The sequence below is a fragment of the Klebsiella sp. ME-303 genome (assembly GCF_007910085.1).
Classification (GTDB): Bacteria; Pseudomonadota; Gammaproteobacteria; order Enterobacterales; family Enterobacteriaceae; genus Klebsiella; species Klebsiella michiganensis.
Genome location: NZ_VOJB01000054.1, coordinates 58,044 through 80,588, shown reverse-complemented (window position 1 = coordinate 80,588; position 22,545 = coordinate 58,044). Strand labels below are relative to the sequence as shown.

Genomic DNA, 22,545 nt, shown 5'->3' with positions numbered 1-22,545 from the left:
CTTCCACCTCATTATTCATGTACATCTAAATAGCGATTCACGGCATTACGGATTTTATTAACCCCTAAACCATAAATAACCTGAACGTGATTGCCTTTGATAATGACGCTGGTACCGCCGCTGGTCTTCAGAATGTGTTCCTGAATTAATGCGGGGTCCCGCACGTCAACCCGAAGCCGCGTAAAACAGTTCTCGACCGAACAGACATTTTCTTTGCCGCCAAGGCCAAGAATGACCTGCTCGCCGGAAGCCTTGTCAGGCGCGCTTACGCTTGCCGGTTGGTTAGCCCCCTCCCCCTGCTGCTCCTGGCCCGGCGTACGCATTTTGAAACGCAGAATCAGAAACTTACCGATATAAAACATCGTCGCGGTTTCCATTAACCCCAGCGCGACAAACACAGGCCAGCGCGTGAGGTGCGCTCCCGCCGGAATGTTGTAAACAATAAAATCGATAATGCCGTTGGTGGCGCAGACCCGCACATCCAGCAGCCACGCCAGCATCTGGAAAAAACCGTCCAGTAATGAATAAACCAGCCATAGCAACGGTGCGGTAAAGATAAATAAGAACTCAAAAGGTTCGGTGATCCCCACCAGGAATGAAGTCACAATCAAAGGAATCAGCGTGATTTTCAACTTTTGCTTATTTTCCGGCCTGGCGGTTGTATAAAAGGCCAGGGCCATTCCGGCGGTACCGAAAATTTTCACCATGCCGTAGGTGAGAAATCGCGCCGAGTCGCTTAACGGCCCAGCGCTATGAGCAATTTCAGCGAGGAAAATCGGTTTTGCCCCCACCACCGTCTGACCATCAATCAACAGCTGTCCGCCAATGGAGGTAAAGACAAAGGGCGACCAAATCAGGTGGTGTAGCCCGGTCGGGATAAGAAAACGATTGAGAAAACCGTACAGAAAAACGCCGGCGGCGCCGAAGGTTTTCATCACCCCGGTCAGCGCCGATATGCCGTGTTCAACAATCGGCCAGACGTACACCGTGGCGATGGCAAACACGCCGACCAGCGGGATCATCATCATCAGCACCAGCTTGCTGTTGCCGTAGATAGAGAAGGCGCCGCGAAACTCAATGTCGACAAACCGGTTGTGAATGCAGGCGACCGCGCAGCCAAGGATAATGCCAAGAAACACGCCCATATCAATGACCTGGAAGCCAAAAATAAAGGTTTGTCCGCTGCCGTAGAGCTGCGCGTTGCTGCTGCCGGCGGCCAGGCGCTGCGTCAGGGTTAGCCAACTATTATTCGCCGCCAGGTACATAAACCAGGTCATTGCGGCAACAAAAGCCGCTTCCGCTTTTCGGGTTTTTGCCAGCCCGCTGGCCAGCCCGAGGCAAAAGAAGAAGCCAAGATTGTTCATGATGGCCCAGAGCATGCTGGAAACGTATTTCCCCAGCAGATAAAGCGAGCTCTCTTCTGCGACCCAGATTTTATTGGTTGTCATACTAAACAACGCAATCAGCAGACCAATAACCGGCAGATACAAAACCGGCCCAATCATGGCCTTCGAAAAATCCTGTAATTTTTTTACCCCGATCATCCTCACCCCCTGTCCCGCACATCGGCCGTCAGCGCCCGATACATGCGTTTCAGCCTATGCGCCGGCAGACATAATTCAGAGCGGTGAAATCGTCATCTGTGATGAAAGTCATATCTCTCTTGCGGCAACAGATATATAAGTAAAAGCAGATAAATAGATGACAGAGACAAAACAACGCCCCGCAATGATAAAAATACGTTAATTATTAAAAAGATAAAATTATAATCCGCTGACAGAACACACCACGAGAAATCTATAAGTGATATATAAAACAATCGCAGACAGGCTAAAAAATCGCATCAATAGCGATGAATTCGAGGTGGGAGATGCGCTACCGAGTGAAAAAGCGCTGGCCGGGGAGCTACAGGTCTCCGTCATGACCCTGCGCAAGGCGCTCACGCTGCTGGAAAGTGAGAAGCTGATCGTCAAACGCCACGGCAGCGGTTCATACGTGGCGCGTAAGAGCAATTATCGCGGCGGGGAACTTGACGGCTTCAACTACCAGATGCACATCGGCGGCGTCACCAACTATCGCAATAAGGTCATTGAGTTCACGATGCTTGATGCGCCTTTGGCTATCGCACAACAGTTGAAAATTGAGCCGGGAGAGAAGGTCTATTACGTCAGACGCATTCGGATGATTGACGACGTACCTATTCTGATTGAGAACAGCTATATACCGGTGGCGATTTTTCCCTGGCTAAGCGTTGGAAATCTGGAAAGATCGAAATTTAACTATTTCAAGAAAGAGTGCAATATCACCATCCTGGAGAGCCACCGCAGCTATACCCCGGTTCTGGCCACCCGGGAGCAAGCAGAGCTCTTACAGGTTCCACAAAACAGCCTGCTGCTACGGGTGCAGTCGATCAGCTATGCCCATAACAATACCATTGTTGATTTATCCGATATTTACCAGAATACCAACAAATACAATGTTAAACATATTACGCGCCGCTAAATACCGCGGGATACGGCTGACGCAGGCCACCGAGAGCCGTCCAGCGTCAGCTGACGATAGACGACAGCTGACGATTCTGCGTCGGCAAACGACTACCAGCCGCAGACGTTAGTCTCTTCGTCGGACTCGTAGCCGCGGACAATATTAATCAGATCTTTTACCGCATCGGCCGCCGTCTGCGGATCCTGCAGCTCAGCCAGAGAAGCAAACTCGCTATCGACCGAGACGCCGTTATTATTGTTGGTCACCGTCAATATAAATCCCTTTCCTCCGGCGTTTTCCACCGACAGCGTGGAAATAAGCTCAGCCACGGCCTGGGTGGCGATATCAGGGACATAAAGGGCCATCGGTTTAAGATACACTTTTTCTTTTTTATCTTTATTATTCCCGTTGATCGCCGCTAACGAATAGCCTTTATTTTCACTGTTCATCATATTACCTATCCCTCAATCAGAATGTCAGGGTCAACGTAAAAATCGACGTTAAAAACGGTATCCTCGGTTAACGCCTCGATGCGGTGCCACTTTTCGGGCGGAAAAACGCCAAATTCACCTTCGGCAATGGTCAGGGTTTCCACCGGTTCCGCGCTGGTTTCATCGGCATATCCGAAATAGCGTATCGCCCCTCGCATCACCGACAGGCGCGGATAGACGCCCTGCCGGGTACCGGCATCCAGATGCCGCTTCCAGATTGAGGCCGGCGCCGTCCGCTTCGTCCACAGCGGCGTGCTCCGGGTATGCACATAGTGGGTAGGAATAATGATTCGCTGCATGATTTTGCCTCTCTTAACGCACCACATATACGGTCGAAAATGGGAAAATATGTTGCATATGATATACCCCTTTTAATCATTACGGGTATTATTTTTTACCGATGCGCTTTCCTACCCCTTATTGTACTCATTAGGGATTAGATCTATTCAAAAATAAATATGGGCGATTTTAGATAAACTAAAACCGCCCATATTAAAAGGCAAATTACTTATTTTCAGGTGAACTGAGCGGTCCTGGTTTACCGATTAAATACCCCTGGACCAGGTCACAGCCTAATTTGCGTAAGGACTGCAGCTGCTCTTCTGTTTCGACACCCTCGGCCACGATGCGCATATGCAGGCTTTTACCCATGCTGATAATCAGCCGCACGATATCGAGGTCATCTTTCTGATCGGGAATGTTAATCACAAAAGAGCGATCGATTTTTATCTTATCGAACGGGAAGTAGCTTAGCCGCGATAGCGAAGAATAGCCGGTGCCAAAATCATCAATGGAGATCTGCACCCCGAGCTCGCGCAGCTGGCTCAGGATCTCGAGAGAACGGGTATTTTCGTTAAAGACGTCAGACTCGGTAATTTCCAAATCCAGCCGATACGGATCCAGCCCGGTTGTTCTTAAGATGGTTACCACGGTATCGGTCAGTGAATTGTTCATTAACTGAACCGGCGACACGTTAACCGACACTTTGAGCGGCGACGACCAGCTGGCGGCCGCTTCGCAGGCGGTTCTCAGCACCCATTCGCCCAATTGATTAATCAGGCCAATCTTTTCCGCTACCGGAATAAATTCGGTCGGCGGGACGCTGCCGCGCAGCGGATGAAACCAGCGCACCAGCGCTTCGTAGCCGTAGATTTCACCGTTCATGGTGTCGGCTATCGGCTGGTAGTAAACCCTGAACTCACCTTTGTTCAGCGCCTGCATCAGGTCATCTTCAAAGGATTTATTCTCCTGCTGGCGCTGAAGCAGTCCGGGACGGAATACCTGAACGTTGCCGGAACCCTCTTTTTTCGCTTCATACAGCGCCAGGTCGGCACATTTGTATAAATAGTCGGTACGGCTTTCCCCGTCAGAGATGACAATCCCGATACAGGCGCCAATCTGGATCAGCGAGTCGTAAATCTGATACGGCTGGCTGATCTTTTCCCGGATCACCTTCGCCCGCTCCAGCGCCATCTCTTCGGTTAAATCATGGGAAACCAGGGCAAACTCGTCCCCTCCCAGCCGGTAGAGCGTTTCTGACGTTTTGCGAAAAAAGGAGAGACGGCTGGCCAAATCCTGCAGCAGCTTATCCCCGGCATCGTGACCCTGGGTATCGTTGACGTCCTTGAAATTATCCAGGTCAAACAGCATCACGACCGCCGAGCCGTTATAGGGCCGCACCTGATTGACGACCTCCTGCAGACGTTGCCAGAAAGAGAGACGGTTGGGCATCCCGGTCAGCGAATCATGATAGGCATCGTACTGCAGACGGCGGTTCTGCACCTGAAGCTTTTCTTTTGAGGCCTGCAGGTCGGTCGCCAGTAATTTCATCCGCACGTGGGCGCGACGCAGGGTGTTATTCTGCTTCAGCATCAACAGCCCGAGCGTGATACAGAGAACAATCAGCAGAATGGAAATCGCCGAATAGATGTAATAGAGATTTTGTATTTTATCGTGGGTCAGATTAACCAGATTAAAATCCTGGGCGAGCGAGGTGGACGCGAGCGAGGTCAACGGCCCGTCCAGGGTACTCATCTCCTGCAGCATCAGCTTCAGCTGCGCTGTCGTCATGGTGTCCAGCTGCTTATCCAGCCGGCCCAGAAGATCAATCAGGCTGTTAACTATCGCCTTACGGTGAGGATCTTTGCCGATAAACTTTCCCAAATCACCCTGCTGCAGCAGCGCAATCTGGCTCATCATAATTTCCAGACGCAGGCGCACCTCATCGTGGTCGCTTCCCTTCACCCCCAGCCCCATCGCGCTGAGTCGCGCCTCGAGGCGCATGTACTCGGAGACTATCTGGGAAACGGACCACGAATCAGTATAACGGGTTAATTTTTGCAGCTCACTTTGCCGCTCATGCACCAGATAAGTTATGTAACCGGTCACAATGAAGAGCGACAAAATAATGGCAGTGAGTATTCGATTCAAGATCAAACCCTTACTCAATTATAATCTTCGAAACCTGCCATGCCGAACGGGAATAATAAATCTGATTCTGCAATTCCGGGCTACTGTCGTAAGGATAAACAATAAATAAGGGCCCTTTATCACGAATGCGCATATATTCGCCGTTCATTTTTAAAGCCAAAATTACCGGAAATTTATGAAAGTCGTCCAGGGGGACAATGGTGGTGTAATCGTTGAGCGCCAGCACCCGGGCCGACTTGCCTTTGGCGCCGACTAAATCCATGAGTTTACTGAGGGAAATGCCGTCAAAGCGGACCTTTCCCGAATACCATGGCGTGGTCGTCACCAGCGTTTCCATCCCCAGCTTTTCTAATGCGGCGACATCAAAAACGGCGGTATCGCCCTCATTCGTATTAGTAATCAGGCCGGAAATAGTTAAAACGGGTTTGCCGACAGGCGCTGGCAGTTTTTCTGCAAAAGCGGAAGGCGAAACCATGACACAAAATAAAGCTGCAAAAATTAAACGCATTTAACTCACCCTTCCGAAATTGGAGACTTGTTAATTGTAAACCATTTAAGTCATTTCTTAAAAGGTGTCCCCGTTGGGTTCAAAAATTAAAATTAAAAACAATAAGCGAAGTCCTAAGCTCGCATTCTGAACGGGCTACAAGGGCGTTCATCCCCTGGCGAAGCAAACGCTTTATGCCTTTAAACGCCCAGAGCAGGTAAAAATCTTTTCACATGCCCTTCTGCGCGGTAGTCTCAGGACAGGCGCGAATTCGGAAAGCGTCTCATTCCAATAATTAAAAACTCAGCAACAGACAGGACAGGTATGGACTCAACGTTAATTTCTCAGCGCCCCGGCAAGGAGGCATGTTCACTCAACCGCGCCCGCAGAGCGGCCTGGGGCAGCTTCGCCGGGGCCGTGGTCGACTGGTACGACTTTCTTCTCTATGGCATCACCGCCGCGCTGGTATTTAACCGGGAATTTTTCCCGCAAATCAGCCCGGCGATGGGTACCCTCGCCGCCTTTGCCACCTTCGGCGTCGGCTTCCTCTTCCGCCCGCTGGGCGGCATTATCTTCGGCCATTTCGGCGATCGCCTCGGGCGCAAACGCATGCTGATGCTGACGGTATGGATGATGGGGATCGCCACCGCCTGTATCGGTCTGCTGCCCTCCTTCAACCAGATTGGCTGGTGGGCGCCGGTTCTGCTGGTCCTGCTGCGCGCCGTCCAGGGCTTTGCGGTGGGCGGCGAATGGGGCGGCGCGGCGCTGCTGGCGGTAGAGAGTGCGCCGAAAAATAAGAAGGCGTTCTACAGCAGCGGCGTGCAGGTGGGCTACGGCGTCGGATTGCTGCTCTCTACAGGGCTGGTGTCGCTGATAAGCTCCTGCACCACCGATGAACAGTTCCTCAGCTGGGGCTGGCGTCTGCCGTTCCTGTTTAGCGTCGTGCTGGTGCTGGCGGCGCTCTGGATCCGCAACGGCATGGCGGAATCTGCCGAATTTGAACAGCAGCAGCGCGAACAGCAGCTGCAGCCGAAGAAAAAGCGGCTGCCGGTCGTGGAAGCGCTGTTCCGCCATCCGGGCGCGTTCTTAATGATTATCGGCCTGCGCCTGTGCGAGCTGCTGACGATGTATATCGTCACCGCCTTCGCGCTTAACTATTCCACGCAGAATCTCGGCCTGCCGCGCGAGCTGTTTCTTAACATTGGCCTGCTTGTCGGCGCCATCAGCTGCCTGACGATCCCCTGCTTCGCCTGGATGGCGGACCGCTTTGGCCGTCGCCGCGTCTATATCACCGGGGCGCTGATCGGCACCCTCAGCGGCTTCCCGTTCTTTATGGCGCTCGAAAGCCAGTCATACTTCTGGATCCTGTTTTTCGCGCTTATGCTGGCAAATATTGCGCACGATATGGTGGTTTGCGTTCAGCAGCCGATGTTTACCGAAATGTTTGGCGCCAGCTATCGCTACAGCGGGGCCGGCGTGGGGTATCAGGTTGCCAGCGTTGTCGGCGGCGGTTTCACGCCGTTTATCGCCGCCGCCCTGGTCACCTTATCCGGCGGCGCCTGGCATAGCGTCGCTATCTACTTGACCGCAGGCTGCCTGCTCTCCGCCCTTACGGCGATGCTGATGAAACCCAGCCGCCATGGCGAATAGCGTCGATAAGGAGAAATCATGATTCAGGAACCCTGCTGGCCGCTGCGCTTTAGCCACCAGCAGCTACCGGTTGGTTACTTTGCCGATCCCACCCTTGCCGAGCAGCCGCTGTTTGCCCGGGCGGGCGACGGTGAGGCGGTGGCTCAGCTCTGGCAGGCCCCGCAGGGGTTTGTGGTGCCCGGAAGCTACCGGAAATTTGCCGAACTCCCGGCGGTGAGCGAGCAGTTCGCCGGCCAGGGATGGCCGGTCTGGCAGCGCCGCTCCGGCGGCGGGCTGGTGCCGCAGGGGCCGGGAATTGTTAATCTCAGCCTGGCCTGGCCGGTCTATCACTCGCTGGGCGAAGCCGCAGAGCCGATTTATCTTTTCCTCTGCGGCCTGTTGCAGCGCACGCTGGCGACCTTTGGCGTGGCCAGCCACTGCCGGGCGGTCAGCGGTTCATTTTGCGATGGTCGCTATAATCTGGCCTGCGGCGAGGGCGAGCATGTGCGAAAAATAGCCGGCACGGCCCAGTACTGGCGACCAATGGCGGAAGGCCAGGGCCATGTGGTTCTCGCGCACGCGGTGGTATTGCTGGATGCCGACCTGGCGGCGGCTCACCGGGCGGCCAATGATTTCGAAGCCCGGCTTGGCAGCGGGCGGGAATACCGCGCCGATAAAACCGTGACCCTGGCGGAGCTGGTTTCAGAAGGCGCCGATTTGATGCCCCGCTTTCGCGAGGCGCTGACGCAGCAGCTGGAAAATATCAGCTGAAGGTCGCCTTCAGATAGCGGCTAAACGTCTCTACCGCCCGCGATACGCGCGGCGTGTAGGGGCGAATGACGTACAGACTTTCCGCAAACGCATCCACCGGCCGCCATCCCGGCAGCAGCTCCTGAACCAGCCCGCGGCCAATCGCCTCCCTGGCGCTAAAATCCGGCAGTAAGGCAACGCCCAGCCCCGCCAGCACCGCGTCGCGCAGGGATTCGCTGTTATTGGTGGCAAACGGCCCCTGCACCTTCACGCTCACCCGCTCGTCGTCGCGCTCAAAGGTCCAGTGCGGGCTTTGCGGCCCGCGCGGGTAGGTCAGGCATTGATGCTGACGCAACGCGTCAGGCGAATCGGGGCGGCCAAAGCGGCGAATATAGTCCGCCGAGGCGACCACCAGGGTAGCCGTACGGCACAGCGGCCAGGCCACGTGGGTCTCCGGCAGCAGCTCGCGGCGACAGTGGCGAATAGCAAGGTCGAACCCCTCGCTGGCGAGCGACACCAGTCGGTCGGTCACCTCCAGCTGGAGATGAAGCTGCGGATGCTGGTGCAGAAAAGGGGTGATGGCCGGAACCAGCTGCTGTCGAGAGAACGCCACCGGCGCGGTCAGGCGCAGCGTACCGCGCAGGGGGCCGCCTTCCTCGTCGCAGGTGCCGGTAAAGATCTCGCGAATCTGCCCAAACGGCTCGTTCAGCTCCGCCACCAGCCGCAGACCATCTTCGCTTAAGGTCACGCTGCGGGTGGTTCGGTGCACCAGAGTTTTACCGGTAACCCGCTCCAGCTCGCTAATTTTCTGGCTGATGGCGGATTTGCTGACCGCCAGCTTTTCCGCGGCGCGGGTATAGCTTTTTTGCTCCTCCAGCACCGTAAGCCAGTACAGGTGGGTCCAGTAAATTTCCGGGCGGATCTCGCGCATAGTAATTGTTCACAGGTAAAAACAATGAGTTCAAATATAGCGGTTTTTGCCGGCTTCAGCACGGGTTAGCATCTCTCTCACTAAGGTAACCCGACAATAAGGACCATCTGCTATGCCATTACTGACGTTTGATATCATTGAAGGACGCAGCGAAAACGAGATCAAAACCCTGCTGGATGCGGCACATCGCGCCGTGGTGCAGGCGTTCAAGGTGCCAGAGCGCGATCGCTACCAGATTGTTCACGAAAACAAAGCTCATCATATGATTATTGAAGATACCGGGCTGGGGCTGACGCGAAGCCGGGACGTGGTGGTGGTGAGGGTATATACCAGCCCGCGCAGCGAAGCGCAGAAGCAGCTTTTTTATGCCACCCTGCAGGCTGAGCTCCGGGAGCACTGCGGGCTGAGCGGCGATGACCTGATGATCTCGGTAATCAGCAACCACAAAGGGGACTGGAGTTTTGGCTGCGGCGTGGCGCAGTACATCACCGGCGAACTTTAGCCCTGGCGGCGATGGGACTGGCGCACGATGGGTTCCCCGGTGCGCCAGGTCGCCGTCGGCCCTTCAGCTGCATCGATGAGCCGATTCAACGCCTCTTCCACCAGCCGCTCGCGCCGCTGATCGTAAGTAGTAAGCTGCCATTCTGGCGCCGCCGCTTCATCGATATTATCGAAACCGACAATACCCATCGTTAAATCGCGCTCGCGCAGCGCCTGAAGCGCGCCTATCGCCAGAATATCGTTTTCACAGAACAGGGCATCCACTCTTTCGCCTGCGGACGTCGCGTCCAGATACTCGCTCATCGCCGCATATCCCCGGGTACGTAAATACTGTCCGGCAACCAGCAGAGTATCAAGCCGGCAACCTGCCTGCTCCAGCGCCGCTTCGTACCCTTCCATCCTCATTAAATGGTGCGAGGCGGTATCCGGCCCTTTCATATAGCCAAAAGTGCGATGCCCCTGCGCCAGCAGCAGTTCGGCAAGCTGTTTTCCGGCAATCCAGCCGTCAATATTGACCACCTGGATTTCCGGATGATCGGTATTACGGCCAATCTGCACCAGCGGAACGCGATGAATTTCAGTGGCAATCGCGATGAGTTCCGGCGTCAGGACCGTGGCCATAAACAAGATACCATCAACCTGGAGCTGGTAAGCCAGCGCCATCGCCGTGCGGGTGTTTTCTTCGTCGGTAACGTTAATCACCAGCGCCATGTAGCCGCGATTCTGCAGCTGGCGGGTCACTTCGTTAAGCAGTAGCACCATATTGGGATTGCGCAGCTCGTCTACCGCCACGCCGATAATATGCGTTTTCTTTTGCGTCAGGCTACGCGCCAGTAAATTTGGTCGATATCCCAGAATATTAGCGGCTTTCATCACCTCTTCCCGGGTTTTGGGCTGGATAGAAGCCCCGGGGGTAAATGCCCGGGAAACCGTCCATTTGGAGACGCCAGCCAGTAACGCAACGTCGCTGGCGGTCGCTTTTTGTCGTTTAGGGGCGCTCATACTCGGTTTTAACGTTCCTGATAAAAAACATCCAATAGAACGTAAAATACAGCAAGATAAAATCCGCTCAACAAAAAACGCGCCGCGTTCTCCCGCCCCCCGGAGGGAAAACGCGGCCCGTTATCACTGACTTAATGTGGCGTTGAGGGCATCAATAGACGTCCGTAGCCCTGCTTCAACGCTCATCGTCAGGTCCTCCATCTCCAGCGACACATAACCGTTATATCCGGTCATGCGCAGCACCGAGAAGAACTCTTTCCACCACTTCAAATCCTGTCCACAGCCAACCGCCACGTAGTTCCAGGTGCGGGTTTTGGTCTGCGTAACCGGCTGGTATTCCAGTAAGCCGTCGACATCCGCCAGCCCGCGTTCAATACGCGCGTCTTTGCCGTGGACGTGATAAATCACCCCTTCAAGCTTACGGGCTGCGGCAATCGGGTCTGCCCCCATGGCGATCAGATGCGACGGATCGAGATTCATGCCGATGATGTCGCCAACCGCCTCACGCAGGCGCAGCAGCGTGCTCGGGTTGTAAACCAGCTGGCTGGGGAATTCCTCGAGGGCAATCTGTTCGATGCCGTATTCAGCCGCATGGCGGGTAAAAGCCTGCCACCAGGGAATAGCAACCTCGTTCCACTGGTAATCGATCACGCCTGGCATATAGTCCGGCCAGGAAACCGTCGAGGTGATCCAGTTAGGGATTTTATCGTCCGGCCCGCCGCCCGGCAGGCCGCTCATCATGACTATCTTTTTCACTCCCAGCTTCGCCGCCAGCTCGACGGTACGGTAGCTGCTGGCGGTGTGCTTCTCGCCAAGGGCGCCGGGGGCCAGCGGGTTACCCGAACAGTTCAGCGCGACGATCTCCATTCCGCGCTTTTCCAGCTCGCCGCGAAACGCCGCCAGCGCTGCCGGAGAAGCCAGCAGTTCTTCAGTTTTAACATGCGGACAAGGCGACCAGCCGCCTGCGGTCATCTCCACGCCCTCAATGCCGTACTGCTTGACGCGATCGAGCATTTCCGGGAACGCCAGGCCGGCGAGAACATCGGTACAGAGTGCCAGTTTCATATTCTATCCTTCTTAAATGAGTGTCCTTCGAGGATCTGCATAAACGCGTCTTTGCTGTCGGCGCTGGCCAGCAGCGTGGTTTTCACTTCGTCATCAAGCAGGTCTGCCAGATCCGCTATAACATCAATGTGTTCATTGTTTTTTGCCGCCACGGCGACCACAAGGAAGGCCACTTTACCCTCCCCCCAGCCCACGCCATCCGGAAACTGAAGCAGCTGGAAACCGGTTTGCCGCACCAGATCAATACCCTCCTTGCTGCAGTGGGGCATGGCGACCCCCGCCCCGAGCCAGGTAGAGAGCGCCTTTTCGCGCTCCACCATTGATTCAAAAAAACCCTCGCTGACGTAGCCGCTGGCCTGCAGGGAATCCGCGGCAATACGCAGCGCCTTTTTCTTTGAATTCGCCCGACAGCCAATAAAAATATCTTCTGGTTTCAGAGTTAACATGCGCCTCTCCCTTCGTTAATGGGTCAGCGGTAGAGCGCCGGACACTCCGGCAGAGAGACGGCGTGCTTTTCGCCATCCTTCAGCGACGCCAGGCCGGCATCGCATACCATCGCCACGACAAATCCGTCCCACGATGATGGCCCGCTCATCTCCGCCCCCAGGTTTACCCGGTCAACGAAATTCTGCACCTCGCGATCGTAGGCGGTGGCGAAACGTTCCATACAGGTTTTGGGGATAGCGCGGCTATAACCCTGCGCCGAACGGACGGTGGTAAGTGCCTGTTCGGTCAACGCGCTGATGGCATTTTCGCCAATCACTTCACAGCGAATGTCATAGCCGTAATCGCAGTTAACAAACAGCTCATCATCAATACGTACGCCGGATTCAGTTTCAAAAATCACAATCAACGGATCCTGCAGATGCGCGCAGGCTCTGCGCGTTTTCTTCTGCGGTTTATCGACGCGCACCGAAACGATATTTTCGTTAAGCAGATAGCGGATAATATCGATTTCATGGGTCGCCGAATCGTTAATCGCCATCTCCAGGGTGTAGCTCTCCGGCACGGAGGCGTTGCGATGGGCGCAGTGGATGAGCAATATTTCCCCCAGTTCACCGCTATCCAGAGTGGCTTTTAGCTGGTTGTACCCCGGGTCGAAACGGCGCATAAAGCCCAGCTGCAGCATACGTTTGCCGTAGGCTACTTCAGCATCAATAATCGCTTTGGCTTCATTGGCGGTCGGGGTTAGCGGCTTTTCGCAAAACACCGGTTTACCTGCTTTAATGGCCGCCAGAATTTGTTCTTTATGTACCGGGCCAATAGAGCAAATAAAGATCGCATCCACGTCGTCTGATTGAATCATCTCGACTGCATCGTAATAGGGCTGAGCGCCATATTCGCGGGCAATAGCGTCGGTCACATTACGATTGATATCGCAGACGGCGCTGACCCTGGCGTTCTGGATAACCGTCTGGAAACGCTGGAGATGGTCGCGCCCAATCATACCCAAACCAATTAAACCGATATTAACTGTCATATATTCCTCCACGTTGCTAAATCAGAATCTGAATTTTTGTTCAATTTGTTCGAGGGTTAACCCGCGGGTTTCCGGCAGGAACTTCACCAGCAGAATCAGCATTATGACGTTGGTAGCCGCGAAGAAGCCGAAGGTCATTCCACCGCCGTAGCTGTTGAGTAAAATCGGGAAAATAGACTGAATGATGAAGTCAAATATCCATAAACCGAATACCGCAAAACCCATTCCCAGACCGCGCATCCGCAGCGGGTAGATTTCCGCGAGCATCAGCCAGAACACCGGTGCGATCCAACCCTGCATAAAGGTCAGGAACACCAGCATCAGGGCGAGAATGATGTAGCTGGCACCGGTAAAGTTGGCGTGCAAGCCGCTGACGCCATCGACGGTTTCCATATGGAAGAAGAGCTTGAACGAGAGGCCAATCAACACCAGGCTAAGGGTGACGCCGATCTGTCCGGTAAAGAACATTTTCCGTCGGGAATGCCTGCCAATTAACAGCATCCCCAGTAGCGTGGCCAGAATAGAGACGACGCCATTAGCCACGGCGCCGGTCACCGCCGCCGCATCGCCAAGTCCGGTGGCTTTCAGCACCGTCGGCGCGTAGTACATAATGGTATTCACGCCGGTTACGCGCGTTGCCAGCACAATCATCAGGCCGATCAAAATCAGCTGCAGTACCCATTTTCTCTTCAGCTCGTCAACAAATCGGCCATGGTTGATGCCAATCTGGCTCACCTGCTGGATATCGCGGATCTCCTGCTCCACCTCTTCGGGCCGACGAATCGTTTTCAGCACCGCAACCGCTTTGTCTATTTGCCCCTTACGCACGAAGAAGCGCGGAGACTCCGGCATTACCAGCATACCAATCCACAGCAGCGCGCCGGGTAGCGCCGGAATGGCCAACATCAGCCGCCAGTTGTGCGACATGTCGGGATAGAAATTGACAATGGAAGCGTTGACGGAGTAAGCGAGAAACTGCCCGGTGACGATCATCAGTTCGTTGACCGTCACCAGCCGTTCACGCTGCGCGGGTCGCGCCAGTTCGGAAATATAAATCGGCACCGTCACTGACGCACAGCCAACCGCCAGGCCAAGAATAAAGCGGGCGATTATCATCGACGACATATCCCAGGCGACGGCGGTACCGAGGGCGCCAAAGATAAAAATCACCGCCACCCACAGAATATTTTTCCGCCGTCCCTGTCGGTCGGACAGCCAGCCGCCGCCGACAGAGCCGATTGCCGCGCCGAATAATAAAAACGATGTCACCAGCCCTTCCTGCAGAGGAGTGAGGCCAAGATCGTTTTTCATGAAAATCAGCGCGCCGGAAATAACCCCGGTGTCGTAGCCAAAGCACAGTCCACCGATGGTTGAGACGAGGGTTATTAATCTGATTTTCTTATCATTATCTGTTTTACGACTTTCAGTTATCACATGATCGGTCATTTTGTTGTCCTGTCAGGGATGAGCGTTCTATCGTTTTGTTTTTATGAATAAAAAGATCACATTGCCGATCCAGATACGGCAGATTCTGGCATCAGGAATACATTTGCACCTTTTTGCACCCGGGTGCATTATTTAACAACTTGTTATACTCCACCGGATTAAAAAATCCATAACAAGTTATTTTGAAATATTCATTTCGTTAAGGGCGTCAACTTTTTGCTCATTGAATGGCCAATTTTGTCGATCGCAGTCACGATCCGCAGAGCTTGTTGCTTTCGGGGGGAGAAAAATGCCTGGTTCAGGCTAATGGCCGGGGAGGAAGGCAATAAAAAGGGGAACACGTGGGTTAATCCGCGTTCCCCAGAGAGCCGAAAAGCTCATCAGGATTGCCGGGCGCTGGCGATACGCTGTCTGGCTTTATGTTCAATATTTTCCAGCAGCTCCTGCACGTCGTCTTCATCGATATCGAGAAACTGGCCGTCCAGCAGGGCCGCATGAATATCATCGCGGGTCACCGACAGGCCCAGCGGTACGGCTTTGGCCTTTACCTCTTCCGCGGCCAGCGGGTGCGGGTAGCGTCGTCCCACCAGGTTGTTGAAGACGATGGCCAGCAGCGCCAGCATCAGGGAATTGAGCAATACCGGCGTCAGAACAAAGTGGTAGCCTTCACTCTGCACCCCCGCCCCGCCGAGGATCGCCGTTAACGCCACCGCCCCACCCGGCGGATGCAGGCAGCGCAGGAAATACATACCGGCGATCGCCAGCCCCGCCGCCACGCCGCAGGCCAGCGCCAGGTTCGGGATCGCCATTCCCACGGTCACGCCAATCAGCGCCGAGAGCACGTTGCCGCCGACAATCGACCACGGCTGGGCCAGCGGACTGCTCGGGACGCCAAACAGCAGCACTGCCGATGCGCCCATTGGCGCGATAAACCAGATATTGACCTCGCCTAACAGCCAGTGGCTGAACATGCTGGTCACCGCCAGTCCCGTCCCGGCGCCGAGAGAGGCCAGAACAATATGTTTTCTGGCAACCGGCAGGGCGTGCGGCTTGAGGCGACCGAGGAAAATGCGGATCCGCGAAAAGAGCGATCCGGGTAAAACGCTTAACATCGTGTAGCTCGCTTACGTCATAATAAGAACTTATGTTTCATTTTCTTTTTTTAACCTTATTTTAACAACCATGTCTTTGTCGTGGCTTTTCGTCATTCATTTTGTGAATGTAAAAACGGCGCGCGCTACGTTAAAATCCCCTCACCTCTGGGTATCAGCATTCTATGGATTGAAGGTCAAACACGTTGAATAACAAGATAAAATTAGAGAAAGAGATCGCATGGGCCAGTCAGAATATGCCGCGCACCCTGCGTCAGGTCGCCGCCCTGCCGGATCTCAGCCAGGTGCGTCTCGCCTGCTGTATGCACCTCGATATGAAAATGATCCCCCTGGTGCAGGGAATTCTGGAGAAAGGGGCGAAGGTTTTTCTTACCACCTGTAACCCAACGACGGTGCAGGATGACGTGGTCGCCTGGCTGGTGGAGCGCGGCGCGGAAGCCTGCGCCTGGCGGGATATGAGCGACGCCGACTGGCAGCAATCCTGGGAAAAAGCGATTGCCTGGCAGCCGACGCATCTGTGCGAAATGGGCGCGGATATTACCACCCTACTGCATCAGCGCGGGGAGTTTGGCAATATCGTCGCGGGCCTTGAGGCGACCGGCTCTGGCGTTAGCCGCCTGGGCGATATTCGCCCCGGCTACCCGATTTTTAACTGGGATGATTTGCCGGTAAAAGAGGGCCTGCACAACCGTCATATGGTCGGCCTGACCGCCTGGCACACCTTTTTCCAGACGACCCACCTGACCCTGCATGAGAAAAAAGTGCTGGTCATCGGCTATGGTCTGGTTGGCCAGGGCGTAGCGGCGGCGGCGAAGGCCTTCGGCGGCCAGGTGATGGTAGCGGAAATCGACCCGGCGCGGAGACTACAGGCGGCCTACGATGGCTGGCACGTCGTTGAATTACAGGAGGCGATTGCCTCCGCGGACGTGGTGGCCACGGCGACCGGCGGTAAAAAAGTCGTTAACCGCCAGGCGCTGGATAAGTCCAAAGACGGGGTGTTTATTCTCAACGTGGGTCACGTGGCGGAAGAGATTGACTGTGAGTACCTGCGCCAGTTCCGTCATGAAGAGGTCATGCCCTGTATCAACGCTTACCGGATGGGTGATAAAACCGTTTATCTGATGGCGAACGGTTCAATGCTCAACCTGACCGCGGGCTTTGGCGATAGCCTGAACGCCTTTGACGTGACCCTGGCGGTAATGGCCAGCGGCATTCAGCATATCGTGACCGACGGCATGACGGCACCGGCGGACGTTTACCTCCTGCCACAGAGCGTATGGCAAAAAGCGCTGTAAGCACGTGCGCTGAATAATTTTCCCGGAGGCGGCGCGCTGCGCCTGTCCGGGCTACCGGCCCGCAGACAGCGGTGGACTTGTAGCCCGGCTAAGCGCAGCGCCATCGGGAAGAAACCACGCCAATCCATCACTCCGGCACATTCCCCGCAGGCGGCGCGCTGCGCCTGTTCGGACTACCGGCCCGCAGACAGCGGTGGACTTGTAGCCCGGCTAAGCGCAGCGCGAGCCGGGGAGAAACCACGCCTATTCATCACTCCGGCACATTCCCCGCAGGCGGCGCGCTGCGCCTTGTCCGGGCACCGGCCCGCAGACAGCGGTGGACTTGTAGCCCGGCTAAGCGCAGCGCGAGCCGGGGAGAAACCACGCCTATTCATCACTCCGGCACATTCCCCGCAGGCGGCGCGCTGCGCCTGTCCGGGCACCGGCCCGCAGACAGCGGTGGACTGGTAGCCCGGTCAGCGCAGCGCCACCGGGAAGAAAGCAATGCCTACAGCAGGGCCAGCAGAAATATGACTTCGCCCAGCTCAATCGCCGCGCCTAATGTGTCACCGGTTTGCCCGCCCAGGGTACGCTTCAGCGCCTGACCCAGCGCCCAAACCAGCACCAGAGTGATAAGCGCCGCCCGCAGACCGTTGACCCCGAGCAGCAGCGTCGCCAGCGCCAGCGCGATCCCCATGGTAATCAGCATCTGCCGCAGCGTGATTTTGCCGATAAATAAGTTGCCCAGCCCCTCTTCCCGGGCGTAGCGCTGACGATACATCAGCAGCACCGCCATACCGCGGCCGACGGCGCAGGCGGCAGCCAGCGCGGCAAGCGCCGACGTGCCGCGCAGCGCCACTTCGCTGACCACCAGCACTTTGGCAACCAGCACAAAAATCAGCGCCAGCCCGCCGTGAGTGCCCAGCCGACTGTCGCGCATGATTTCCAGCATCCGCTCGCGGCGGCGGGCGGAAAAGATGCCATCGCAGGTATCCGCCAGCCCATCAAGATGGAACCCGCCGGTCAACAGCGCCAGCGCCAGCACGCCGAGCAGCGCGGCGAGCGGGCCGCCGCACCACGGCTGCAGCAGCATCACAACGGCGCCAGCAATCGCCCCCAGCAGCAGCCCCACCAGGGGAAATGTAATGATACTGCGTTGATATTGTTCAATTTCCAGCCCCTGGGATAAACGCGCCGGGACCGGCAGGCGGCTGATAAATGATAATGCGGTAAAAAAAGACTTAATCATTGAGTGATGACTCCTGTCGATAAACCCCGCGGCAGCGGTTATTCACGCCCGCCACCGACCGTGACCTGACTTATCCGCGCGGCTGCCGCGCGGAGAAAGCCTGCCCGCGTTCTTCCAGCCGCCAGTGGGCAAGCCGGGTATCACGGTGGTGTTGAATGCGCACGGCCATTTGGTTGTCGGAGAGCCGGGAGGTAGCGATGAAGATCGCCGAAACGAAAGAGTTGAGTAAAGATTCGGCATCGCGGCGTTGGCCGCTAAGCGCGTCGCCGGTCATCAGTATCATCGCGGCGGCACCTGTTGCAGGGACAGCATGAGATAAACCCTTCCGATATCAATATGTTTACGGCGGAAGTATACCAAATTCCTGGGTAAAGGTTCAGCGTCGCGCGGGCGTTTTTGCTAAGGAACTGTGAGGTCACGCAAGAGGAAGAAGAGGAACTCCGGCGGCGAGCGCCGCCGGAGCGCATTAACGGGGCTTACTCGGCAGATTTATCTTCGACTTTCGCTTCGCCCATCGCTTTCAGCTTTTTAGAGATATCGCGACGTTCTTTGGAGATCTCGGCGTTTTTGATGATGTAATCGTCAACGCGATCTTCGTAATCGCTCTTCATGCTGGCGATGATGCCCTGAATAGCTTCAACGCTCATGCCCGGCTTGATGTAGTCGCTCAGGTTGTCCAGCAGCAGTACGCGCTTCTGGTTATCACGGATCTTTTTCTCAACGTCCTGAATTTCACGCTGCAGTTTGTTCTTACGACGGTACAGGCGAACAAACTCCAGTACGTCCTGGAAAGAAGGCTTAGTTGTTTCCATTTTTATACCCCTAATATTTGAGATTCGGATTCGCTAAAGCGACTGCTACATAGGGCTAACATAACTGTTAGCAGCCGCTGATGACAATGTTTTTTCCTTTGCCGTTATCATAACCCTAAACGCTGCTGAATCGAAGCAAGCGATGGAAAAACCACGTGAGTCTGGTCTTTATTTACGCAACGCACGGCAGATTAAATGCGACAGCAGTTCGAGCTGGCGCGCCAGCTCGATAGTTAACCAGACATAACCGTGAATGGGCGTTTCGGAGAAATTGTCGTCCTGCTGCTCTTTGATGAGCTGGCGCAGTTCGGCAACGATTTCGTTGAGCTTTTCATTGTTGGCAAGAATCGGCTGCGGATTGCCCTCATACAATGCGTGGGCGATAGTCAGCAATGTTTGCTGGGTCATTTGCTGAGTTTCGCGCAGCGTATGAGCGTTAAGCATCACGAAGTGGCCGGGACGCGACGCCCAGTAGGCGTTGATTTGCAGCTCCAGCATGCACACCAGGTTACGGCTAACGGTCTGGATCGCCTCAAAGATGGCCTTCTGGATATGCGTCTCTTTGCTGGCAGGAGTAATTAATCCGCGCATTTTCACCACGTCGTTAAGCACCTTCTGCATATGCTTTTCCAGACGCGGACGCTCAACGAGGTTCGGCGAGAAGCCCGCCTGATACAGACGGTTGAAGGCGGTGACGTAGCTGGCCATCTGGATGCGCCAGTGCAGGAAAGCCCGCTGCGGCCAGATACCGGTAAACAGCATCGCCAGCAGGGAGCCGAAGATAACGTCGCCGCTTCGCCACAGCGCGGTGGTCATGTCGCCCGGCGGCGCGCCGACCACTACCGCCAGGGTGATGCCGATCAGCAGCGCCTGGTAGGGCTTTTTGCCCAGCGCCAGCCAGCCGCAGAGGAACATCGCCACCGCGCACCACAGCAGCATAATGGGCAGAGAGATAAGCTCCAGCTTGAGCGCCACCAGCCCGAGCGCCGAGCCGAGGATCGTGCCGCCGATACGTTCAAACGCGCGCGGTACGACGTTTCCCCAGAAGGAGATAGGCCCCATAACCACCACCAGGGTGATGAGGGGCCAGGTGCCTTCAGGAACGTTAAGCAGGCGCACCAGCACAAAGGTGAGCACAAAGGCCAATGCTATTCGCACGCCATGGACGATGCGGTAATGGCGATACAGCCGAATTTCAAATGGCTTAAGTGATTTATCCGCGCGCACAACCTACTCCGACACAACGAAAAGGCCAATTGTAACTGCTTTTTCGCCGCAAGCATCACGCGAATGTAATAAACCTTGTCAAACGAAGGGACAATGTTCTACTTCACGGCCGGCTCGACCGCGACATACATATCAATATCCCAGTAGCCGTCCTGGTTACCATCGTTAAGATAGACTTCAAAACAGGGCTTCATCGCCATCTGATGGGTTTTGCTTTCCATCAGGCTCTCGAAGAACTGGTACCACGGCGTCGCAAAGTCAAAATTCTCGACTCTGGCACGGGCAACCGCATAATCCCCGCCGGCGATTTCGGTCATCATCACGCCTTCGCTACCCTCAGGAATCTGGTAGTCGTCCGCCACCGTGACGGCGGTATCGCAGCGCAGCTTTTCCGCCGGGACTTCGTCCGGGTTGTCGTAGTAAACGGCCACCCACTCCTGCGCCGGCACCTGGCTGTTATCGACCCACATCATCAGCTGTTCAAACCCCTGTTTTACCGTCTGCTCCCAGGGACCGACCAGATGAAAACCAGCAATTTTCTTCTTGCCTACGGATTTAACGTTATAGTCCATGCTGCCTCCACTGTTGATAAAATACTGTATGTATATACACATAAATTAGCAGTGCTATCACCCACAGTATGTGCGGCAATTCACAAATCCGCGCGGCAAGAAGATGAAAAAATCGCCGCCATACGATTATAAACTGAACGGTAGCTCAACGCCGATGCTGGCCCCAACATCGTCGCTGGCGCTGTGGTTAGCGTCGGTGTACCACAGGGAGGTATTCAGGCGTACCGTTGGCATAACATCGCCGCTCCAGCCCAGCTGTACGCCCTTCAGCGTATCGGCGCGCGGGAAGGCTTTATTGATTCGCTGGTTTTTTGGATTGACCTCAGCGTAGACCAACCGCGCGCTCCAGCGCTGATTATCTTCGGTTACCAGCTCCACCTTACCGGCATATAAACGCCCGTCGCCGCCCATCGCATCGCCCAGCGGATAGCCCTGCTGGTAGTAGCCGTCTTTATAGATAAAGTGGTTATAGATGTAGTTAGTACGGCCCATGTTCGAGCGGGTATCGTGGGCTTCCAGATACCAGTTAACCGCATTGCTGTTCCACTGGTGATGCCCTTCCACACCGCCAAGATAGAGGTGCGCCGAGGGTAAATATCCGGCTTCGTCCTCGCCGATCATCTGGCCGTAAATGCTCACCGGCCAGCCGAGGGTGGGCGCCAGCTTCAGCTTGAAATCAAAACCGGCCAGCTGGTTGCCGGGATCGTCGGCCGAGTCGCCGGTGTTATCATTGCCGGTGAGGCCGTCCCAGAAGCTGCTGAATGAGGAAGGCCGCCCTTCGCCGCCCCACTGCATAACGCGCGAGGCTCCCAGCTCCAGCGAGGTGAGCGGTGAAAAAGTCAGGCGGCCGCCGAAGATTTTGGTATGCGGTACGGCGGCGTACTGGTTCATCTGGCTGGCGGAAAGCTGGTACTGCCAGGGGCCAATCCAGCTTAGCCATGAGGTTTCCGGCGCCCGCTGTTCGGCGCGCTGCAGCAGAAAACCGGTCATGGGACGCGCGGCATCGGAGCGGATCAGGCTACCTTCATAGCCCGGCCCCCACCACTGGGGGATTTGCCCGAACGCCAGCCACTGGTTCCACAGCTTAACCGCGCCGTACGCGCCGTTGGCGTTCACGCTCGAACCGTTACTGATGCGCTTGTCGCCTTCAACATTGCCCTGCAGGTGCAGATCCCACCATTCGCCGCTGTTGTTCAGGGCGAGAGAAAGCGACTGGTCGGCGGGGTAAGATTGGGCAAACCCCTGCGGCGTGCCCGGCTTATCAGTGGAGCTGTAGCCGGTAACGCGCACGTCAGCTTTCAGCGCGCTTAATCGCTGATTTACCCGACCCAGTACCACCCGCTCTGCGGACGTTGTCGGATGGGCATTGGCCAGCGCGCGCTTAATCTCCTCTTCGCTCAGAGGCCAGGTCGACAGGCTCAACGAGAGGGTTCCACGGTCGGATAACCAGGCTAAATCATTGCGGAATTCGTTATCGGCCAGAACGAGGCCGGAGGCAAAACCAGAAGTGCTAAAAACGGCGAACAGTCCCAGAGAAAGCGCACTACGCGCAAAGTATTTCATTTTCCCAGCTCCATTTATGGCGCACAAGCGCCAGGCTTTT

23 protein-coding genes are annotated in these 22,545 nt (G+C 55.6%); 5 read left to right on the top strand and 18 right to left on the bottom strand.

Going from position 1 to position 22,545, the window contains the following annotated elements; all coding sequences use genetic code 11:
• Positions 1–11 precede the first annotated feature (11 nt).
• Positions 12–1,544 (bottom strand): PTS transporter subunit EIIC, encoded by a 1,533-nt coding sequence (locus FQK12_RS03285; RefSeq protein ID WP_014229997.1) that lies wholly within the window; start codon positions 1,542–1,544, stop codon positions 12–14.
• A gap of 259 nt (positions 1,545–1,803) precedes the next feature.
• On the opposite strand from FQK12_RS03285, the gene FQK12_RS03280 reads away from it, so the two are divergent.
• Positions 1,804–2,502 carry a GntR family transcriptional regulator gene (locus tag FQK12_RS03280; RefSeq protein ID WP_014229998.1) on the top strand — a complete coding sequence of 233 codons (699 nt, stop codon included), beginning with the start codon at positions 1,804–1,806 and terminating at the stop codon, positions 2,500–2,502.
• A 92-nt stretch (positions 2,503–2,594) separates the two neighbouring features.
• Here the strand turns inward: FQK12_RS03280 and FQK12_RS03275 are convergent, their stop codons facing one another.
• The 4 genes from FQK12_RS03275 to FQK12_RS03260 all read right to left on the bottom strand — a co-directional run bounded on the left by FQK12_RS03275 (position 2,595) and on the right by FQK12_RS03260 (position 5,913).
• Positions 2,595–2,933, bottom strand: coding sequence for a DUF1869 domain-containing protein (locus FQK12_RS03275; RefSeq protein WP_014229999.1), 339 nt, complete (start codon positions 2,931–2,933; stop codon positions 2,595–2,597).
• 8 nt (positions 2,934–2,941) lie between these two features.
• Positions 2,942–3,274, bottom strand: a complete 333-nt coding sequence (locus tag FQK12_RS03270) for a DUF1971 domain-containing protein (protein ID WP_014230000.1) — start codon at positions 3,272–3,274, stop codon at positions 2,942–2,944.
• A 205-nt stretch (positions 3,275–3,479) separates the two neighbouring features.
• Complete coding sequence (locus FQK12_RS03265) at positions 3,480–5,405, bottom strand: putative bifunctional diguanylate cyclase/phosphodiesterase (RefSeq protein ID WP_014838905.1); 1,926 nt, start codon at positions 5,403–5,405, stop codon at positions 3,480–3,482.
• A 10-nt stretch (positions 5,406–5,415) separates the two neighbouring features.
• Positions 5,416–5,913, bottom strand: a complete 498-nt coding sequence (locus FQK12_RS03260; protein ID WP_014230002.1) for a molybdopterin-dependent oxidoreductase — start codon at positions 5,911–5,913, stop codon at positions 5,416–5,418.
• A gap of 303 nt (positions 5,914–6,216) precedes the next feature.
• Here FQK12_RS03260 and shiA point away from each other — a divergent pair, with 303 nt between their 5' ends.
• Both shiA and FQK12_RS03250 read left to right on the top strand, forming a co-directional pair.
• A complete protein-coding gene (gene shiA / locus FQK12_RS03255) occupies positions 6,217–7,542 on the top strand; it encodes a shikimate transporter (RefSeq protein ID WP_014230003.1) in 1,326 nt (441 codons plus the stop codon).
• 18 nt (positions 7,543–7,560) lie between these two features.
• Positions 7,561–8,292, top strand: coding sequence for a lipoyl protein ligase domain-containing protein (locus FQK12_RS03250; protein WP_014230004.1), 732 nt, complete (start codon positions 7,561–7,563; stop codon positions 8,290–8,292).
• On the opposite strand, the gene FQK12_RS03245 is transcribed toward FQK12_RS03250, so the two are convergent.
• On the bottom strand, positions 8,285–9,202 hold the full coding sequence (locus FQK12_RS03245; protein WP_004852363.1) for a LysR family transcriptional regulator: 918 nt from the start codon (positions 9,200–9,202) through the stop codon (positions 8,285–8,287). The two genes, FQK12_RS03250 and FQK12_RS03245, sit on opposite strands and share 8 nt — an antisense overlap.
• Positions 9,203–9,314: 112 nt before the next feature.
• Here FQK12_RS03245 and FQK12_RS03240 point away from each other — a divergent pair, with 112 nt between their 5' ends.
• A complete protein-coding gene (locus tag FQK12_RS03240) occupies positions 9,315–9,704 on the top strand; it encodes a tautomerase family protein (protein ID WP_014230005.1) in 390 nt (129 codons plus the stop codon).
• Here the strand turns inward: FQK12_RS03240 and FQK12_RS03235 are convergent.
• From FQK12_RS03235 to FQK12_RS03210, 6 genes are all read right to left on the bottom strand, one after another.
• Entirely contained in the window at positions 9,701–10,705 is a 1,005-nt protein-coding gene (locus tag FQK12_RS03235; protein WP_014230006.1) for a LacI family DNA-binding transcriptional regulator, read from the bottom strand. The genes FQK12_RS03240 and FQK12_RS03235 overlap by 4 nt on opposite strands.
• Before the next feature lie 123 nt (positions 10,706–10,828).
• On the bottom strand, positions 10,829–11,770 hold the full coding sequence (locus tag FQK12_RS03230) for a sugar phosphate isomerase/epimerase family protein (RefSeq protein ID WP_014230007.1): 942 nt from the start codon (positions 11,768–11,770) through the stop codon (positions 10,829–10,831).
• Positions 11,767–12,216: a PTS sugar transporter subunit IIA gene (locus FQK12_RS03225; protein ID WP_014230008.1), complete on the bottom strand. Its 450-nt coding sequence runs from the start codon at positions 12,214–12,216 to the stop codon at positions 11,767–11,769. Before FQK12_RS03225 ends, FQK12_RS03230 begins: the two co-directional genes overlap by 4 nt.
• Positions 12,217–12,239: 23 nt before the next feature.
• Positions 12,240–13,250 carry a Gfo/Idh/MocA family protein gene (locus FQK12_RS03220; RefSeq protein ID WP_014230009.1) on the bottom strand — a complete coding sequence of 337 codons (1,011 nt, stop codon included), beginning with the start codon at positions 13,248–13,250 and terminating at the stop codon, positions 12,240–12,242.
• A gap of 21 nt (positions 13,251–13,271) precedes the next feature.
• Positions 13,272–14,696: a sugar porter family MFS transporter gene (locus FQK12_RS03215; RefSeq protein ID WP_014230010.1), complete on the bottom strand. Its 1,425-nt coding sequence runs from the start codon at positions 14,694–14,696 to the stop codon at positions 13,272–13,274.
• 380 nt (positions 14,697–15,076) lie between these two features.
• Positions 15,077–15,808: an HPP family protein gene (locus tag FQK12_RS03210; protein ID WP_014230011.1), complete on the bottom strand. Its 732-nt coding sequence runs from the start codon at positions 15,806–15,808 to the stop codon at positions 15,077–15,079.
• A 185-nt stretch (positions 15,809–15,993) separates the two neighbouring features.
• Between FQK12_RS03210 and FQK12_RS03205 the strand changes: the two genes are divergently transcribed.
• Positions 15,994–17,103, top strand: a complete 1,110-nt coding sequence (locus tag FQK12_RS03205; protein ID WP_014230012.1) for an adenosylhomocysteinase — start codon at positions 15,994–15,996, stop codon at positions 17,101–17,103.
• 487 nt (positions 17,104–17,590) lie between these two features.
• On the opposite strand, the gene cobS is transcribed toward FQK12_RS03205, so the two are convergent.
• The 6 genes from cobS to FQK12_RS03175 form a co-directional block, all read right to left on the bottom strand.
• Entirely contained in the window at positions 17,591–18,331 is a 741-nt protein-coding gene (cobS, locus tag FQK12_RS03200; RefSeq protein WP_014230013.1) for an adenosylcobinamide-GDP ribazoletransferase, read from the bottom strand.
• Positions 18,332–18,401: 70 nt separating this feature from the next.
• On the bottom strand, positions 18,402–18,614 hold the full coding sequence (locus tag FQK12_RS03195; protein ID WP_014230014.1) for a bifunctional adenosylcobinamide kinase/adenosylcobinamide-phosphate guanylyltransferase: 213 nt from the start codon (positions 18,612–18,614) through the stop codon (positions 18,402–18,404).
• A gap of 193 nt (positions 18,615–18,807) precedes the next feature.
• Positions 18,808–19,143: a DUF496 family protein gene (locus tag FQK12_RS03190; RefSeq protein WP_004103624.1), complete on the bottom strand. Its 336-nt coding sequence runs from the start codon at positions 19,141–19,143 to the stop codon at positions 18,808–18,810.
• A gap of 168 nt (positions 19,144–19,311) precedes the next feature.
• The gene (locus tag FQK12_RS03185; protein ID WP_004103626.1) at positions 19,312–20,370 is read right to left on the bottom strand and encodes an FUSC family protein; all 1,059 of its coding nucleotides are present in this window, start codon (positions 20,368–20,370) and stop codon (positions 19,312–19,314) included.
• Between the two features lie 98 nt (positions 20,371–20,468).
• A complete protein-coding gene (sbmC, locus tag FQK12_RS03180) occupies positions 20,469–20,942 on the bottom strand; it encodes a DNA gyrase inhibitor SbmC (protein ID WP_014230015.1) in 474 nt (157 codons plus the stop codon).
• Positions 20,943–21,068: 126 nt separating this feature from the next.
• On the bottom strand, positions 21,069–22,505 hold the full coding sequence (locus FQK12_RS03175) for a capsule assembly Wzi family protein (RefSeq protein WP_014230016.1): 1,437 nt from the start codon (positions 22,503–22,505) through the stop codon (positions 21,069–21,071).
• Between the last annotated feature and the right edge of the window lie 40 nt (positions 22,506–22,545).